Origin of the sequence: Arthrobacter sp. C2 (assembly GCA_024207135.1) — a bacterium.
Taxonomy (GTDB): Bacteria; Actinomycetota; Actinomycetes; order Actinomycetales; family Micrococcaceae; genus Paeniglutamicibacter.
Map to the genome: position 1 here is coordinate 2,333,163 of CP042428.1, position 16,078 is coordinate 2,349,240.

Genomic DNA, 16,078 nt, shown 5'->3' on the forward strand with positions numbered 1-16,078 from the left:
GGGCGGCCTTGTTGTCCGCCTGCGCCCAGTTTTCTCTCTGCCGTGAGACGGTCCCGCCCGGCGATGGTGTGCTTGGCAATGTTTAACGATTTACGCGAAGGAACCTTTCCGAGGCAACGGAGCAACCTTTCCGGAATTACTTACATGACGTAACTGTGCCCTGAGCAGATGGCCACACTCCGATGAAAGTTGCCTGTCGATCCACCTTCGCCCCAGGGACTTGAGGTGAAGAATCCTGGAACGTCCTTCTCCCTGGAACCGCCGCAATTCAGGTCATGGCACCCCGGGGCCGGCCGGGCCGCTCAACAACTGGCAGGTGCCAGGCCTGTCGAACACAACCGGGCCTGGTTGGTTTCACGTGAAACCAACTAGGCCCGGTTGTCTTGCCGATGTACGTATGGCTACGGCTCGGAAATAAATCCGTTCTGGACCATCCACTCGAAGGCGACGTCCGCGGGTTCGCGGCCCTTGACGTCGACCTCGAGGTTCATGGCCTGCAGCGCCTCGTCGGTGAGCAGCGGGGCGATCTTGGCGAAGACCTCCTCGATGCCCGGGTACTTCTCGGCGAACTTCCCGTAGAACACCGGTGCCACGTTGTAGGCGGGGAAGTATCCCAGGTCGTCTTCCAGGACGGTTAGGTCTAGTGCCTTGATGCGGCCATCGGTCGTGAAGACCTCGCCGAAGTTGCATGCGCCTTCGTCTGTTGCGCTGTAGATGGCACCGGTGTCGTAGAGCCCGACGTTCGTGTCGGGAACGGAAGCCGGATTGCCGCGCTCGAGCCCGTAGAGCTCCAGCATCGGGTTCAGCCCGTCGGAACGCGAGTTGAACTCCGCGTCTACGCAAAACGTGAGGTCCTTGGGCGACAGGTCCTTGAGCTGGGACAGCTTGGAGATCCCGCCCAGGTCCCCGACCGCTTCGCTGCGCACGGCCATGGCGTAGGTGTTGTTCATCGGCGCGGGATCGCCCCAGATGATCCCGTTGCCCAGGTCCTGGTCGTGCACCGATTGCCACATCTTGGCCTGGTTGGCGATGCCGTCCTCGTGTCCCAGGTAGGTCATCCAGGCGGTGCCGGTGTATTCCCACATCATGTTCGCCTGGCCCGAATGGATCAGCTCCCGGGCCGGTTGGCTGCCGGGAACGTTCGTCAGGTCGTTGACCTTGAATCCTGCGGCCTGTCCGGCCAACACGGCGATCTTGCCCAGGATCAGCTGTTCGGTGAACGCCTTGCTGGTCACAGTCATGGTCGCGTCCTGCGGCAGGTCCGGAAGCGGGCTGATGCTGCCCGGACCGGCTGGCGGCACGTACGAGGCAGCGGAGGAAAGTCCGCATCCGGTCAGCAGCACGCCGGCCGCGGCCAGGAGTGCCGTCGATTTAATCCATTTTGTTTTCTTCATGCCTAGAGTCCTTTCGGCCGGGCCAGCTGTTCAACGACGCGGCCAAGCCAGTCGATGAGCAGCGCCAGCAATGCCACCAGCAGGGAACCGGCAATCAGCACCACCGTGAGGTTCAGGTTCACGCCGGTGACGATCAGGATGCCCAGCCCGCCGCCATTGATGAAGGCGGCCAGGGTCGCGGTGCCGACCAGCAGCACCAGGGCGGTGCGGATGCCCGAGAGCATCACCGGGACGGCCAGCGGGAGCTCGACCTTGAAGAGGACGGCCATGGAGCTCATGCCCATGCCGCGCCCGGCCTCGACGAGCCGTTCGTCGACCTGCTTGAGCCCCACCATGGTGTTGGTCAGCACCGGCAGGATCGCATAGAGCACCAGTGCCACCACGGATGCCCAATAGCCAAAGCCCAGCCAGAACGCCAGCAGGACGACCAGCCCGATGGCCGGGGCCGCTTGTCCGATGTTGGCCACGGCCATCACCGGGTTGGTGAAGCGGCGCATGGAGGGCCGGGTGAGCACGATGCCCAGCGGGATCGCGATGACCAGGACGATCAGGGCGGCGACGACCGTGAGGTTCAGGTGCTCGACGGTGTAGCCCCAGAGGACCGACGGGGCCAGCGTGGTGCGTTCGGTGGCGCTCAGGTCGGCGTTGGCCAGCCACATGGCCACGGCGGCCAGCGCCGCCACGATTCCGAGCAGTTGCAGGGCCAGCACCCGCCAGGGGTGCTCTATGGGAGCGCTGGGCTCGGTGATTTGTGCCAGATTGGATCCAGCGGCGAGCGTGCTCATCGTGGTTCCTCCGTGCCCTGAGGTTCATCCGGGGCCGCACCGTGAAGCGCGGATTCGGCGGCGACGGCGTTTTCCACCGCCAGTGCCGGGATGGCGCCGGAGTTCAGCCCGACGGGGGCATCGCCGGCGGCGGACTCCGCATCGGCGTTTGCCTGGGAGATCGCCTCCATGATGGTCTTCACGTTGATCACGCCGCGGAACACGTCGCGGCGTCCGGTGACCACCGCGGTTTCCGAGCTGGCCACCAGCATGGTGTCCAGCGCGTCGTTCAACGTGGCCTGGTCGCCGACCGAGGGCATCGACTCGTCGATGGTGTCGTCGACCAGCTGCAGGCGCGAGAGCTGGCGGCGGGTCAGGCGGCGCACCGGTCGGCGGCGCGAATCCAGGATCACGGCATGGGAGGCACCGGCACCCTGGAGGCGGGAGAGCACGTCGCTGGCCAGCTCGCCGGCGGTGGCGGTGATGGCGTCCATGAGCTCGACCTGGTTTACGCGGGTGAGGGTGAGCTGCTTGAGGCCCGCGCCGGAGCCGATGAAGTTCTCCACGAACTCGTTGGCGGGGTTGGCCAGGATGCGTTCGGGGGAATCGTACTGGACCAGCTGGGCGCCCTCGTCGAAGACGGCGATCCAGTCGCCGAGCTTTACCGCCTCGTCGAAGTCGTGGGTGACCATCACGATGGTCTTCTGCACCTCGGACTGGATGTTCAGCAGTTCGTCCTGCAGACGCTGGCGGGTGATCGGGTCCACCGCGCCGAACGGCTCGTCCATGAGCAGCACCGGCGGATCGGCGGCCAGCGCCCGGGCCACGCCCACGCGCTGCTGCTGCCCGCCGGAGAGTTCCTTCGGATAGCGGTCGCGGTAGATGGCCGGGTCAAGCGAAACCAGTTCGAGCAGCTCGTCGATGCGGGCGGCGATCTTGTCCTTCTTCCAGCCCAGCATCTTCGGAACAATCGCGATGTTGGCTGCAACCGTCATGTGCGGGAAGAGGCCGCCGGCCTGGATGACGTAGCCGATGCGGCGGCGCAGGGTGTCGCCGTCCATCTTGGTGACGTCCTCGCCGTTGATCACGATCTTGCCGCCGGTGGGTTCGATCAGGCGGTTGATCATTTTCAGCGTCGTCGTCTTGCCGCAGCCCGAGGGACCGACGAACATGACGATGCTTCCGGCGGGAATTTCCAGGGTGAGTCCGCCGACAGCCGGCTTGGTTTGGCCGGGGTATTGCTTGGTGACTTCGTCAAGCAAGATGGATGCGCCAGTGATGGCGTCAGAGGATTCAGACACGGATACCTCGCGGGGTGGTAAGTCGGCCGATGCCGAGCAGAATGAGATCAATAATGAAGGCCAAGATGACCACGCCGATGACACCGACGAGCACGGATTCCAGGGACTTGGCACCGCCCAGGCGGGAGAGTCCGGAGAAGATGAATCCGCCGAGGCCGGGGCCCAGGGCATATGCGGCAATGGCTGCCACGCCCATGACCATCTGGGCCGATACCCGGATTCCCGACAGGATAACGGGCCACGCCATGGGAAGTTCGATGGTGGCCAGGGTGCGCATGCGGCTCATGCCAATGCCGCGGGCGGACTCGACGACGGAGGGGGAAATCCCGGCCAGGCCGACGATGGCGTTTCGCACGATGGGCAGCGCGGCAAAAAAGGTGACCACGAAGACGGCCGGGGTGACGCCAAACCCGATGGGTGCGATCAACAAGCCGATCGCGGCGAAGGATGGAACCGTCAGGCCGATGGCAGAGACACCATTGGCCAGGGAGGATAGAGACTTATTGCGGTAAACCAGCGCCGCGATGACCACGGCGATAATCGTTGCGAGGATCAGACACTGCGCAACGAGCGAGAAATGCTGCCATGAGGCAAACAATATTTGGCGGTACCTTTCGCCAATAAATTCAAACACATCAAAACCTGCTTCACTTTGGTTACGTAGCCTGCTCTCGTCGGCCCGAACGACCTTGGATACCTAGCAAACATACGTGAATCATGGCCTCGTATCTAACTGAGAGGTGCCGTTCGGCGGCATTCTGATTACTCCGAAATTGGCGGATTTTTGTTGAATGTTTCCGTTGATCACCGCATTTAGATCGACTCCAGATAGCAACAATGAGTGCCTGGAGATCCTTGCCTACGTTGGGCAGATAATCGATTTGAGCCTTCGGGCCACTGCTCCCGCCGCTCCCCGTTTCGGGCGGCGTCCCCCAGCTGCGGGACAGCCGCTTTTTGGCTCCCGATTCCATGCATAGACAGTAACGAGCCTCACACCAAATCGCGGGCGATCCACGCCTTTCCCGGCACCTGACCGAAGCCATTTTGGGCCGTGGCGCTGTTTTCTGCACCCACATCGCTCAAACTGGCTTGTGGTTGCGCGAATTATTGCCGCGATCCCGGCATTCCGGTGCAGGAACGGGGTTCCGGGCATCGGCCCGACCCGACCCACGGACGGTTCCGTGTCCGGTTGCCGCGCACTGCCTGGCGAGCACCCGACCAGCCTGATTCACCCAGCTTCACTGACGCGAAATTGGTGTCAGCGCGCCAGACGGACAAGGTCCCCGGGCACCAAATGCATTGATCCCGGGCAACACATCTCCGATTCCATTTGGCTCAATCCAGGCACGTCGGGATGGCCATGTTCGGGCAAACCCGCAACGATTCCTGTAGGTTCAATATGGGCCTTTCACTGCTCAATTCAGGGCATCTGAATGACCGAGAATATCTTTCATTTCGGTGCATGAATGTTCATACTCATTCGACGATTTTTCGACTCCCCGGATGTTCCCGAAAAGCTGGCTGGGTGGGCCACCCGGCTTCGATGGACGTTGCCTGTGGGTCGTTGGCATGAGGTGACGATTCCTGGAACGCCCTTCCCCTGGCACAGCCGGCTCCCCGGCTTCGCACGACGCAGTGTTCTCCCCCGGAAGGCTCCCCTGCCATCACGTCCAGTCCAACCTTGCAGCGTTCCTGGCGAATCCGGCGGCATTCGGTCCTGCCTGCACCGTCGGGCACATTGACGGGATTTTCCAGACCGTGTTAGACATGAGACCTATGTGCCCGCCATTTGCGCTGTTCATCGGGCACTTCGCCGCTGGACCTCTTTATAAGGAAATAGCCGTGGAAAACCTCACCCCCTCAAATTCGAAGCTCTCCACGTTGCACAACCACCGTTCGGCAAGTCCCACCACCGAGGGACATGCCACCACCAACAAGCGATGCCAGTCGGTTTGCCCGGCAGCAAACGGCCAAAATGCCGTTTCCCTCGCCCACGTCTCCCTCTGATGCGGGCCCACGAGGTGCGCCCAACCGCTGTACGCACCGCTATCACCCACACCCGGGTCCTCGACGGCACCGGAAATCCCGAATACCTGGGCGACATCGTGCTGGAGTCAGGGCTCATTGCGGGCATATTCCCGGCAGGATCATTCAAGGACGACGGAGCCACCGTCCTCATTGACGGGGCCGGGCTGGTGGCCTGCCCCGGATTCATCAACCTGCGAGGTACCTCGGACACCGCCCCGCTGACGGACCCGGCACGTCACTCGGCACTCACCCAGGGCGTCACCACCGAGGTTCTTGGCCAGGACGGGGCACACTGCGCCCCGCTCACCGATGCTTCGGCATCGGTACTGCGCAACCATTTTTCCGGCTTAGACCCAGATTGGGCGGACCGCGACGTGGAGTGGCGCACCGTTGGCCAATACCTCGACCATCTCGATTCCGGCACCGGCACGAACACCGCCTACCTGGTGCCAAAGAACGCCGTGCGCGCCCTGGCCACGGGAAGCCCAGCGGTTGCGCCCGGCGCGCAGCAGCTCGTCGCCGAGGTCAAGGCCATGGCCGATGCCCTGGAGCAAGGAGCCGTGGGCCTGTCGTCTTCCGCTCCGGGTGATTCGGCAACACCGGCAGAGACCGCCGAGCTGGAGGCGCTGTGCGCTGCGGTTGGCGCCTACGGCGGGTATTGGGCGCCGGACCTGGATTCCTTGGCCGTTCCCGCCGCCGAGTCCGCCACCCGGTCCGTTGAGTTGGCCGCCAAGACCGGTGTGCCGGTGCACCTGACGCACCTTGCCGCGGACAGGGCAGGCGCTGCAGACCTGTTGGCCGTACTTGACCGGGCCCTCAAGGCGGGGGTTGACCTGTCCTGCGATTCCCACCCGTACCTCGAGAACCCCGGCATGCTGGCCTCGCTGCTGCCCGGCTGGGCCCGGGACGGGCAAGACGAAGATGTCCTGGCACGGCTCGATGACCCCGAGGCTGTTGCACGGATCAGCTCCGATCTGGAAGCCTCGGGCATCGACTGGGATGCGCTCACCATTGCCTTCGTGTGCTCCGGGCAGCTAGCGATGCTCGTGGGCCAAAGCATTGCGCGCATCGCAGCGATCCAGTCATCGGATCCGGTCACCACCCTGGCGCGGATCCTGCACACGGATTCGCTGGCCACCGGCGTCCTGTACGCCGCGGGCACCGAGGAAGACCTTCGGGCCATCTTGGTCCACCGCACGCACACCGGTGCCGGCGTCGGCTTCGGCTCGGACACCGCCGGGCATCCCGGTGTGTGGGGAAGTTTTCCACGCTTTGTCGGCGCCCTCGCCCGCGAGGCCAAGGCCATGGACCTTCCCGCGGTCATCCACCAGCTGACAGGCCGTCCGGCCCAGCGCCTGCGCCTGTCCAACCGCGGGGTGCTGGCGGCCGGAAACGCCGCCGATGTGCTCGTCTTCGACCCGGATGCCATTATTGACATGGCCACCTTTGCCGATCCACGGCAACCGGCGGCAGGAATCAACCACGTGTTCGTCAACGGCGTGCCCGCCGTTTCCGAGCACCAACCCACTTCGGCCTTGGCCGGCCGCGCCTTGCGCCGCGGCACGGAAGGAACCACGCAATCCTTATGAACACTCCGGAAATGATCGAGCTGCTCCACCGGGACAAAACCCTGGCGGTGGTGCGAACCGAGGCCATCACCGACGCCGCAGCACTCTGCGGCGCGCTGGTCGCCGGGGGCATCAACGCGGTCGAATTCACCTTCACGACCCCCGACATGCTCACCCACCTGGCCCGGGCAGCCGACACCACCGAAATGCACGGCGCCATCGTCGGAGCCGGCACCGTGCTGCACGCCGACCAGGCGCGGGCCGCCATCGACGCGGGGGCGCGGTTCATCATCGCCCCCGGCATCCGCCCGGAGGTGGCGGAGGTCGCCGCGCAGGCCGGGATCCCCTTCTGCCTGGGCGCCATGACCCCCACCGAGGTCGCGATGGCCCTTGACCTGGGCAGCGCCATGGTCAAGATCTTCCCCGCCGCAACGATGGGCTCGCGCTACCTGTTGGATCTGCAGGAACCCTACCCCGGGGTGCGGCTGCTGCCCACCGGCGGGATCACCCTGGCCAACGCCAACGAGTTCCTCGACGCCGGGGCGCTGGCCGTATGCGTCGACTCCGCGGTCCTTCCCGGGGCCCTGGTGGCGGCCGGCCAGTACGAGGCCATCACCGGGCTCGCCGCCGAATTCACCGCGGCACTGCACTAGGATCGCTGCTTCCGGCGGATGACAAGGTGCGTCACAGGTGGCGGCGGGCGGTTGCAGGTGTGATGGGATAGGCCCATGAAACTTGCTACGTTGCGCCGGCCCGGCGCCACCGACCAGACCTTTGCCGCGCTCATTGAGGGAGATGCCGCGTTCGAGCTTTCGGGCTTCGACGACGTCGGTGCATTCCTAGGCGCACCGGAGGAAGCCCGTCTTGATTCGTTGGATTCCGCCGTCGATTTCGGCACCGCGATTCCGCTGTCGGAGGCCGACTACGCCCCGCTGATCGTGAACCCGGCCAAGGTCTACTGCATCGGGTTGAACTACCGGAACCACATCGCCGAGGTCGGCAAGGAGGAACCGAAGTTCCCCACGATCTTCACCAAGTTCGCGTCCTCGCTGACCGGTGCCAACGACGGGATCGAGATCCCGGCCGAGGACCACCGCATCGACTGGGAGGGCGAGCTGGCGGTCATCATCGGCGAGCCCGGGCGGCGCATCGCCGAGGCCGATGCGCACCAGCACATCGCCGGATACGCGGTCTCCAACGACGTGTCCATGCGCGGGTACCAGGGCCGCACCACCGAGTGGACGCAGGGCAAGTGCTGGGACGCGGCTTCCCCGCTGGGCCCCTGGCTGGTCAGCGCCGAGGACTTCACCCAGGGCGCGAAGATCACCACGCGCGTGAACGGCGAGGTCGTCCAGGAGGATTCCACCGCCGACCTCGTCTTCTCCCCCGCCGCGCTGGTGGCATACCTGTCGGTGTTCAACGAGCTGCGCCCGGGCGACGTGATCCTCACCGGGACCCCGGCCGGCGTGGCCCTGGGCCGGCGCAACGAGGCCGGACGCCACCCGTGGCTGAAGGCCGGGGACGTGCTGGAAACCTCCATCGAGTCCCTGGGCACCAGCCGCAACGTCTTCAGCTAGTTCCGCACGGCGCGGCCGCAAATCTTGGGCCGCGCCATCCGGAACGCGTAACACCGCATGGATTCCCGGGCCGCGGATCGTAGGCTAAGGCCCATGACCTTTACGACTTGCGACCTCTTTGACGCCGACGAATCCCTGCAATCGGTGTCCCTGCCGTTTGAAAACCTCGGCGCGCACCCGCGCTTCAGCGGACCGGTCCGCACGGTCCGCTGCTACCGCGACAACGGCCTGGTCAAGTCGCTGCTCAACTCCCCCGGCGACGGAGCGGTGCTGGTGGTTGACGGTGCCGGATCCCTGGAGTCCGCCCTGATGGGCGACATGATTGCCGCCGCCGCTGTCACCAACGGCTGGGCCGGGGTCGTGATCTTCGGGGCAATCCGCGACCGCGTGGCCCTGGCGGGCACCGCGCTTGGCATCAAGGCCCTGGGCTCGAACCCGCGCAAGAGCGCCAAGGACTCCGTCGGAGCGGTGGACATCCCCGTTCAATTCGGCGGAGCCACCTTCACCCCGGGAGCCACCCTGTATTCCGACGAAGACGGAATCCTCGTCACCGGCTGACCATGTTCGGGGCTTCGCGTCCCGGCAGCCGGTTTCCCTTGCCGAAGCGGCGACCGGGCGTTGACGATGGATCGGTGTGTGGCGACCGCCCCGATTATTCCCGGCTATGCCCTCCGGGCAATCCAACGCCCGTTCCCGGCCGTGGCCATGGTTCTTCGGTAGACTCAAGCACAAGGGCAAAGCCGGAACATGCGCTTCGCTGTCCACGAACGGAAGAACAGGTCAAACATGAAGATCACGATCATTGGCGGCCACGGCAAGGTCGCGTTGCTGGCAGCAGCGGAACTGGCACGGCGCGGGGACTCCGTCACCTCGATCATCCGCAACCCGGACCACGTTGCCGACATCGCCGCCACCGGCGCAACCGCCCTGGTGCTGGATGTCGAAAACGCCTCGGCCGCCGAGATGGCCGAGGCATTCAAGGGCTCCGACGCGATTGTCTGGTCCGCGGGGGCCGGCGGCGGAAACCCCGACCGCACCTATGCGGTGGACCGCGACGCGGCCATCCGCTCCATGATCGCGGCCGAGCTCGCCGGCATCGCGCGCTACGTGATGGTCTCCTTCCTCACCGCCGACGCCGAACACCTGGTGCCGCTCGATGACCCGTTCTACCCGTACATGGCCGCCAAGATCGCCGCCGACGAGCACCTGCGCGCGAGCTCGCTGGACTACACGATCCTGGGCCCCGGGGCACTGACCCTGGCCGAACCCACCGGGCTGCTCCGCCCGGACCCGGACCCGGCATCCGACACCTCGACCTCCCGGTCCAACACGGCCTTGGCCATCGTGGCCGCCCTGGACGAACCGGCAAGCGTCTGCAAAACCATCAACTTCACCGACGGTACCGTCCCGGTCGCCGAGGTCGTCGCCCGAGCCTAGTGCCGCGCCCGCGCCCGGTTCATTGACAGGCGCGGGCGCGGCACGCAGGATGGGGCATAAGCCACCCGAACCGCTCCTGGGAGTATCGCCGTGAACGCTGCAGTTCCAAACGCCACCCTGTCCGTCGCCGCGATCCTGGCCGAGGGCGCCAGGCGCCACGGCGAGCTGCCGGCCATCACCCTGGGCGGAGCCAGCACCAGCTACCGGGAGCTCTGGGACCAGACCCGCGCCTACGCCGGAGCGCTGCGCGAGGCCGGGGTCAAGGACGGGGACAGGATCGCCATCCTGATCCCGAACGTCACCGACTTCGCGCGCGTCTATTACGCGGTGCTGTCCCTGGGAGCGGTGGCTGTGCCCATCCACGCGCTGCTCAAGCGCCACGAAATCGAATACGTGCTCACCGACGCCGAGGCCAGGCTGATGGTGTGCGCCGCCCCGCTGCTGGTCGAGGGCGCCGCGGGAGCGGTTGCCGCCGGCGCCGAGGTTATCACCGTCCTGTCCCCCGAGGCCGGGGAGTTCGACCGGCTCGAGGACCTGGCCCGGGAGGCGGCCCCCATCGACACCTACCTGCCGCGCGGCCCGCTGGACATTGCCACGATCCTGTACACCTCGGGGACCACGGGCAAGCCCAAGGGCGCCCTGGGCACCCACTTCGCCCTGGTCGAGCAGGTCAACGTGCTGCTGCTGAACACCTTCGACATGCGCCGCGGCGACAAGATCTTCGGTGGGCTGCCGCTGTTCCACACCTTCGGGCAGACCGTGGCGCTGAACACCGGATTGCGCGCCGGGGCCGAGATCCTGTTGCTTCCCAAGTTCACCGGCGAGGCCGCCCTGTCCATGCTGCTCGATGAGGGTGTGAACATCTTCATCGGGGTCCCGACCATGTACGTGGGGCTGCTCGCTGCGGCCAAGGCCCGGCCGGAACCTGCCCCGGCACTGCGCTATGCGGTCTCCGGGGGCGCCGCGCTGCCGCTGGCCATCCTCGATGGCTTCCGCGAGCACTTCGGCGCCACCATCCACGAGGGGTACGGGCTGACCGAGACCTCCCCGGTGGCCTCCTTCAACCACGTGGGCATCGAGCCGCGGCCCGGCACCGTGGGCCAGGCTGTCTGGGGTGTGGAAATCGAGGTGGCCCGCCCCGAGGTCCACGATTGCATCGAGCTGCTGGGAGAGGGCGAATTGGGCGAGCTGGTGGTGCGCGGGCACAACCTCTTCTCCGGGTACCTGAACCGGCCCGAGGCCACCGCCGAGGCCATGGTCGATGGCTGGTTCCGCACCGGGGACCTGGGCACCAAGGACGCCGAGGGCTACATCACCATCGTGGATCGGAAGAAGGACATGATCCTGCGCAACGGCTACAACGTGTACCCGCGGGAGGTCGAGGAGGTGCTGATCGCCCACCCGGAGATCACCAACGTGGCGGTCTTCGGGGTGCCGGACGAGGCGCACGGGCAGGAAATCGTGGCGGCGGTGACGCTGGTGGCCGGAAGCCTGCTGGATGCCACGGCCATCATCGATTACGCGCAGGAGCGGCTGGCCGCCTACAAGTATCCGCGGCTGGTCGAAATCGTGGTCGAATTCCCGTTGGGCCCCAGCGGGAAGATCCTCAAGCGCGAGCTGGTGTCCCGATACCTCGAGGATTAGGCCGCGCGCCCGTCAGCGCCGGATGGCCGTGCCCAGGCTCAGCGCGGATTCGAAGCGCGGGGCCCCGGGCAGGTAGAAGGAGTCCAGCTCGGTGATCTCGAAGCCCGCTTCCCGCAGCATCCCCTCCACGGAACGAGTGAGGTGGCAGCCGCCGGCCAGCGCCTTCTGGACGGGCTCGAACCTTTGCTGGAAGCGCGCAACCTTTTCATCGGGCGCCAGTCCGTGCTCGAGGAAGTGCAGCCCTGCCCCGGGTTTCAGCACCCGGTGGATCTGCGCCAGCGCCGCGCCCGCGTCAGGGACGGTGCACAGCGTGAACGTGCTCAGTGCTGCATCAAAACCGCCGTCCTCTTCGGTCAGCGATTGGCCGTCGAGCGATCCGCGCAGGATCCTCGTGGCCGAGGAGGCACGCGCCGGGGCCGAGAGCCGCCAGGCGGTGTCGGAGGGTTCGACGGCGACCAGCTCGGTGACGGACCGCGGGTAATGTGGCACGTTGGTCCCGGAGCCGAACCCCAGTTCCAGCACCTTCCCGCGCAGCCCGGTGCATGCCCTGGCGCGTAGCGGGGCCAGCGAGGCATTGCCGCAGGTGTACGCGACCAGGCGCGGCAGGATGTGCTTTTCGTAGAGGCTGGCCATCAGGATCCACCGCGCAGGCGGGTCCTTGGTTCCGGGTTCATGCCTCAAGTCTCTGCCCGTGCGCCGTGGGACACAAGGACGCGGCAAACAGCTCGGCCCCCGTGCCGGAGGAACTCCGGGACGGGGGCCGAGGGAAAGAACGGGGTTTAGGCGTTCCACAATCCGTAGGAATCGGCCAGATCGGCGATCTTCTGGGCACGGGCCAGACGCGGCAGGTAGGAACCGTCGCCCACCGAAGCCCCGGCGGCGTGCGCCTCGAGCATTTCGTGGGCCCAGGACAGCTCGTCGATGCTCGGCGAGAGGCCAAGGTTGATCTCGTCGACCTGCGTGCGCGAGAGCGCCAGCTTGCCGGTCATGCCCATCGAGGCGGTCACGGCGGAGTCGGCCAGGACCTCGGCGGCATCCGCGCCCGGGGCAGGGGGTCCGTCGATCGCGCCGGGAAGCTTGCCCACACGCGAGGCCACCACGAGCTTGCCGCGGGCGTAGGCCAGGGCCAGCGGGTCGCCGGAGACGCCGGTGTCCTTGCGGAAGTCGTTGACGCCAAAGGCCAGGCGGAAGGTGCCGGGGGCCGAGGCGATGGCGGTGGCGTTCTCGATGCCGAGCGCCGTTTCAACCAGGGCGAGCACCGGGGTGCCGGCCTGCAGGCGCATGGCCGTGTAGGTGACCTGCTCCGGCTTCTCGGTCATCGCGAGCATGACCCCGCGCAGGCCCGGAGCCTTGGACAGTTCGGCCAGGTCCCGGGCCCAGAAGTCGGTGTCGATTCCGTTGACTCGCACCCAGGCGGTCATGCCCGTGGACAGGGCCTCGACCACGGCGTCGCGTGCGGCATCCTTCTTGTCATCCGGAACGGCTGCTTCCATGTCGAAGATCACCGAATCGGCCTCGGACGCGAGCGCCGGGCCGAAGTCCTCGGGCTTCGAGGCGTTGACTAGCAGCCAAGAGCGGGAAAGTTTTGCTGGAAGGTTAGCTGCGCGACGATTACGGAATGCCATGCCTCCAGCCTACCGACAACGCATGCCAAGGTACCAACGCGAACGGCGCCGCGAGCCTTCCATGTCGCGAAAGCGCGTCAAACCCCTGATTGATGCCCGTACGCGTCGAGAATGTTTCACGAACAGCGTCAAATAGGCGTATCGTTTTTTCGGCACTGTATCGGCCGTCACGTGCAACTACGCACATATCTCCACAAGGAAGCACGCCCCATGACAGAAAAAACCCTTGATGCGACCCAAGGTGGCGGGAATCCGCCACTGGAACGGGCCCTTTCCAATCGCCACATCCAGCTCATGGCCATCGGCGGCGCCATCGGCACCGGCCTGTTCATGGGCTCGGGAAAGACCATCTCGGCGGCGGGGCCTTCGGTCATTTTCGTCTACATGATCATCGGATTCATGCTGTTCTTCGTCATGCGTGCCATGGGCGAGCTGCTGCTGAGCAACCTGAAGTACAAGAACTTCGGCGACTTCGCCGGGGACATCCTGGGCCCTTGGGCCGCCTTCTTCACCGGCTGGACCTACTGGTTCTGCTGGGTCGTCACCGGCATCGCCGACGTCGTCGCCATCGCCCACTACGTCGCCTTCTGGTGGCCCAACCTGGCGCTGTGGATCCCGGCCGTCACCTGCATCCTGGTATTGCTGGCCCTGAACCTGCCCACGGTCCGCGCCTTCGGCGAGACCGAGTTCTGGTTTGCCCTCATTAAGATCGTTGCCATCCTGGCCCTGATCGTCGTCGGTCTGGTCATGATCATCGTGAGCTTCGAATCCGACGGCGCACGCGCGTCCTTCACCAACCTGTGGTCCCACGGAGGCATGTTCCCCACAGGCTTCATGGGCTTCGTGGCGGGCTTCCAGATCGCCGTGTTCGCCTTCGTCGGCATCGAGCTGGTCGGCACTGCGGCGGCCGAGACCAAGGACCCGGAAAAGAACCTGCCCCGGGCGATCAACTCCATCCCGATCCGTGTGCTGCTCTTCTACGTCGGTGCGCTGATCATCCTGATGTCGGTGCGCCCCTGGACCAGCTACTCCGCGGACGAATCGCCTTTCGTGGGCATGTTCGCCCTCGCCGGTCTGGTCGGTGCCGCCGGCGTGATCAACTTCGTGGTGCTGACCTCCGCCACTTCCAGTGCCAACTCCGGGATCTATTCCACCTCTCGCATGGTCTACGGGCTGGCCCGCGAGGGAGACGCGCCCAAGGCGTTCGGCAGGCTCTCGAGCCGCAAGGTCCCGAAGAACGCGCTGATCTTCTCCTGCATGTTCCTGCTCGCCGGCGTGGCCCTGCTCTACGCCGAGGGTTCCGTGGCCGAGGCCTTTACCCTGGTTACCACGATCTCGGCACTCTGCTTCATGTTCGTGTGGACCATCATCCTGGTCAGCTACATCGTCTACCGTCGTCGCCGCCCGCATCTGCATGAGGAAAGCAAGTTCAAGATGCCTGGAGGCTCGTACATGACCTACGTGGTGCTGGCCTTCTTTGCCTTCATCATCTGGGCACTGACCACCCAGCCCGACACCCTTGCGGCCCTGCTGTTCACCCCGGTCTGGTTCGTTGCCCTGGGCATCGGCTACATGGTCGTGCGCCGGAACCCGCAGCACATGGCCATCCGCGCAGAACACAACGCCAAGGTCGTGGCCGAGCATGCCGAACGCCGGGCCCGCCTGCGGGCCTGACTTCGGTGCGCACGCCTTGGGCGGCGGATGGTATTTCCCGTGTTGCGGGAGAACCGCTCCGCCGCCTGGTGAGCGAGCCGCCCGTGGACGACGGTCTCCCCTGGCCCGGACCTTCAGTTGAGGCAGATCGGCTGGGTGCTCTTGCGCTCGGTCGGGTTGGGGTCACAGGGGGCGACCTGCAGCAAGGCAAAGTTTGGGCCGTAGAGGTCAAGCGCCACGTCGCACTGCACCTTGTAGAGGGATTCGGGGATCAAGCGGACCCACTGCCCGTGGAATTCGAAAACGTCGCCTTCCCCATAGCCCCCGCCCCGTTGCAGCAACATTCCAGCCAAGTGGTGCATCAAGCCCGGGGTCCCTTCGGGAAACTCGGTGAAGTCCTCCATCCCGGCAATCAGCTCAGGCAACCCCTTCTCCGTCAGTCCGACCGTGTAGCAAACGTGTTGCCGGAGTTCGGAGTCCGCGTCGATGACCCTGCCGTAGCCTTCCCGGCGAATCAAGTCGCGAATCGGTTGCAGGAACGCCACGTCCTCCGGATCCCCCGCTGGTCCAAACAACTTCTTCAGGCCTCCTGTTCCTAGCGTTTTCGGGCCGCGACCGGGCCGTACCCGGCCGGCGTGGAAACGGGTTTGAAGAGGAGCGCCGGGGTGGCCGGCGGCACCTCGCGGTCCATGAAATGGATTTCCAGCACCCGGGTGGCGTGCCCGTACCTGGCGTAGGCGCCAAGGGCGTACTTGGTGGCCCCGTGCATGGTGGAGAAATACAGCAGCCTCCCGTCCACCCAATTTGAGGTGTGCCCGTTGTCGAAGTGTTCGTGGCGGTCGATCACCGATGAGACGAAGCCGGTGAACATGGTGTTGGTGTCGGCCATGTCCAGCCCGCGGACCAGGAACTCCGGTTCGCCAAGCTTGGTCAGCCCCATGGTGTAGCCGAAGCACCGACGCGGGTTCGGGTCCTCCACGTAGTGGAAGGCCCAGCCGTGCTGTTCGATCAGGTTGTTGATGTGGCGTTCGACTTCCGCGGCCGACCACCCATCGCACTGGAGGCACATGGTTCCTGCTCCTTGGTC

15 protein-coding genes are annotated in these 16,078 nt (G+C 65.6%); 7 read left to right on the top strand and 8 right to left on the bottom strand.

Annotated elements, in window-relative coordinates; translation table 11 throughout:
• Positions 1 to 401: 401 nt before the first annotated feature.
• Genes FPY90_RS10925 through FPY90_RS10940 form a run of 4 tightly spaced genes read right to left on the bottom strand, consistent with a single transcriptional unit; the run spans position 402 to position 4,093 of the window.
• Complete coding sequence (locus FPY90_RS10925) at positions 402 to 1,394, bottom strand: glycine betaine ABC transporter substrate-binding protein (RefSeq protein ID WP_498680943.1); 993 nt, start codon at positions 1,392 to 1,394, stop codon at positions 402 to 404.
• Between the two features lie 2 nt (positions 1,395 to 1,396).
• Complete coding sequence (locus FPY90_RS10930) at positions 1,397 to 2,179, bottom strand: ABC transporter permease (protein ID WP_498680946.1); 783 nt, start codon at positions 2,177 to 2,179, stop codon at positions 1,397 to 1,399.
• The gene (locus FPY90_RS10935) at positions 2,176 to 3,459 is read right to left on the bottom strand and encodes an ABC transporter ATP-binding protein (RefSeq protein ID WP_498680948.1); all 1,284 of its coding nucleotides are present in this window, start codon (positions 3,457 to 3,459) and stop codon (positions 2,176 to 2,178) included. Before FPY90_RS10935 ends, FPY90_RS10930 begins: the two co-directional genes overlap by 4 nt.
• A complete protein-coding gene (locus FPY90_RS10940) occupies positions 3,452 to 4,093 on the bottom strand; it encodes an ABC transporter permease (RefSeq protein ID WP_071214077.1) in 642 nt (213 codons plus the stop codon). Before FPY90_RS10940 ends, FPY90_RS10935 begins: the two co-directional genes overlap by 8 nt.
• Before the next feature lie 1,372 nt (positions 4,094 to 5,465).
• Between FPY90_RS10940 and FPY90_RS10945 the strand changes: the two genes are divergently transcribed.
• The 6 genes from FPY90_RS10945 to FPY90_RS10970 all read left to right on the top strand — a co-directional run bounded on the left by FPY90_RS10945 (position 5,466) and on the right by FPY90_RS10970 (position 11,713).
• On the top strand, positions 5,466 to 7,076 hold the full coding sequence (locus tag FPY90_RS10945; protein ID WP_071214078.1) for an N-acyl-D-amino-acid deacylase family protein: 1,611 nt from the start codon (positions 5,466 to 5,468) through the stop codon (positions 7,074 to 7,076).
• A complete protein-coding gene (locus FPY90_RS10950) occupies positions 7,073 to 7,708 on the top strand; it encodes a bifunctional 4-hydroxy-2-oxoglutarate aldolase/2-dehydro-3-deoxy-phosphogluconate aldolase (protein WP_498680951.1) in 636 nt (211 codons plus the stop codon). Before FPY90_RS10945 ends, FPY90_RS10950 begins: the two co-directional genes overlap by 4 nt.
• A gap of 75 nt (positions 7,709 to 7,783) precedes the next feature.
• Positions 7,784 to 8,632 (top strand): fumarylacetoacetate hydrolase family protein, encoded by an 849-nt coding sequence (locus FPY90_RS10955; protein WP_498680953.1) that lies wholly within the window; start codon positions 7,784 to 7,786, stop codon positions 8,630 to 8,632.
• Between the two features lie 93 nt (positions 8,633 to 8,725).
• Complete coding sequence (gene rraA / locus FPY90_RS10960) at positions 8,726 to 9,190, top strand: ribonuclease E activity regulator RraA (RefSeq protein WP_071214081.1); 465 nt, start codon at positions 8,726 to 8,728, stop codon at positions 9,188 to 9,190.
• Between the two features lie 228 nt (positions 9,191 to 9,418).
• On the top strand, positions 9,419 to 10,069 hold the full coding sequence (locus tag FPY90_RS10965; protein WP_498680954.1) for an NAD(P)H-binding protein: 651 nt from the start codon (positions 9,419 to 9,421) through the stop codon (positions 10,067 to 10,069).
• A gap of 90 nt (positions 10,070 to 10,159) precedes the next feature.
• Entirely contained in the window at positions 10,160 to 11,713 is a 1,554-nt protein-coding gene (locus FPY90_RS10970) for an AMP-binding protein (protein WP_498680955.1), read from the top strand.
• 12 nt (positions 11,714 to 11,725) lie between these two features.
• Here FPY90_RS10970 and FPY90_RS10975 read toward each other — a convergent pair whose 3' ends face one another.
• Positions 11,726 to 12,346 (bottom strand): class I SAM-dependent methyltransferase, encoded by a 621-nt coding sequence (locus FPY90_RS10975; protein WP_071214084.1) that lies wholly within the window; start codon positions 12,344 to 12,346, stop codon positions 11,726 to 11,728.
• Positions 12,347 to 12,492: 146 nt separating this feature from the next.
• Positions 12,493 to 13,338: an HpcH/HpaI aldolase/citrate lyase family protein gene (locus FPY90_RS10980; protein WP_071214085.1), complete on the bottom strand. Its 846-nt coding sequence runs from the start codon at positions 13,336 to 13,338 to the stop codon at positions 12,493 to 12,495.
• A 210-nt stretch (positions 13,339 to 13,548) separates the two neighbouring features.
• On the opposite strand from FPY90_RS10980, the gene cycA reads away from it, so the two are divergent.
• Positions 13,549 to 15,012, top strand: a complete 1,464-nt coding sequence (gene cycA, locus FPY90_RS10985) for a D-serine/D-alanine/glycine transporter (RefSeq protein WP_498680957.1) — start codon at positions 13,549 to 13,551, stop codon at positions 15,010 to 15,012.
• Positions 15,013 to 15,125: 113 nt separating this feature from the next.
• On the opposite strand, the gene FPY90_RS10990 is transcribed toward cycA, so the two are convergent.
• Together FPY90_RS10990 and FPY90_RS10995 are read right to left on the bottom strand one after the other, a co-directional pair.
• Positions 15,126 to 15,536, bottom strand: coding sequence for a hypothetical protein (locus FPY90_RS10990; protein WP_498680958.1), 411 nt, complete (start codon positions 15,534 to 15,536; stop codon positions 15,126 to 15,128).
• A gap of 50 nt (positions 15,537 to 15,586) precedes the next feature.
• Positions 15,587 to 16,060, bottom strand: coding sequence for a DUF4262 domain-containing protein (locus tag FPY90_RS10995; protein ID WP_498680959.1), 474 nt, complete (start codon positions 16,058 to 16,060; stop codon positions 15,587 to 15,589).
• Positions 16,061 to 16,078 lie beyond the last annotated feature (18 nt).

Coding starts and splice junctions, on each gene's coding strand:
- FPY90_RS10925 (WP_498680943.1), bottom strand. CDS start 1,394: ATGAAGAAAACAAAATGGATTAAATCGACGGCACTCCTGGCCGCGGCC.
- FPY90_RS10930 (WP_498680946.1), bottom strand. CDS start 2,179: ATGAGCACGCTCGCCGCTGGATCCAATCTGGCACAAATCACCGAGCCC.
- FPY90_RS10945 (WP_071214078.1), top strand. CDS start 5,466: ATGCGGGCCCACGAGGTGCGCCCAACCGCTGTACGCACCGCTATCACC.
- FPY90_RS10950 (WP_498680951.1), top strand. CDS start 7,073: ATGAACACTCCGGAAATGATCGAGCTGCTCCACCGGGACAAAACCCTG.
- FPY90_RS10955 (WP_498680953.1), top strand. CDS start 7,784: ATGAAACTTGCTACGTTGCGCCGGCCCGGCGCCACCGACCAGACCTTT.
- rraA (WP_071214081.1), top strand. CDS start 8,726: ATGACCTTTACGACTTGCGACCTCTTTGACGCCGACGAATCCCTGCAA.
- FPY90_RS10965 (WP_498680954.1), top strand. CDS start 9,419: ATGAAGATCACGATCATTGGCGGCCACGGCAAGGTCGCGTTGCTGGCA.
- FPY90_RS10975 (WP_071214084.1), bottom strand. CDS start 12,346: ATGGCCAGCCTCTACGAAAAGCACATCCTGCCGCGCCTGGTCGCGTAC.
- FPY90_RS10980 (WP_071214085.1), bottom strand. CDS start 13,338: ATGGCATTCCGTAATCGTCGCGCAGCTAACCTTCCAGCAAAACTTTCC.
- cycA (WP_498680957.1), top strand. CDS start 13,549: ATGACAGAAAAAACCCTTGATGCGACCCAAGGTGGCGGGAATCCGCCA.
- FPY90_RS10995 (WP_498680959.1), bottom strand. CDS start 16,060: ATGTGCCTCCAGTGCGATGGGTGGTCGGCCGCGGAAGTCGAACGCCAC.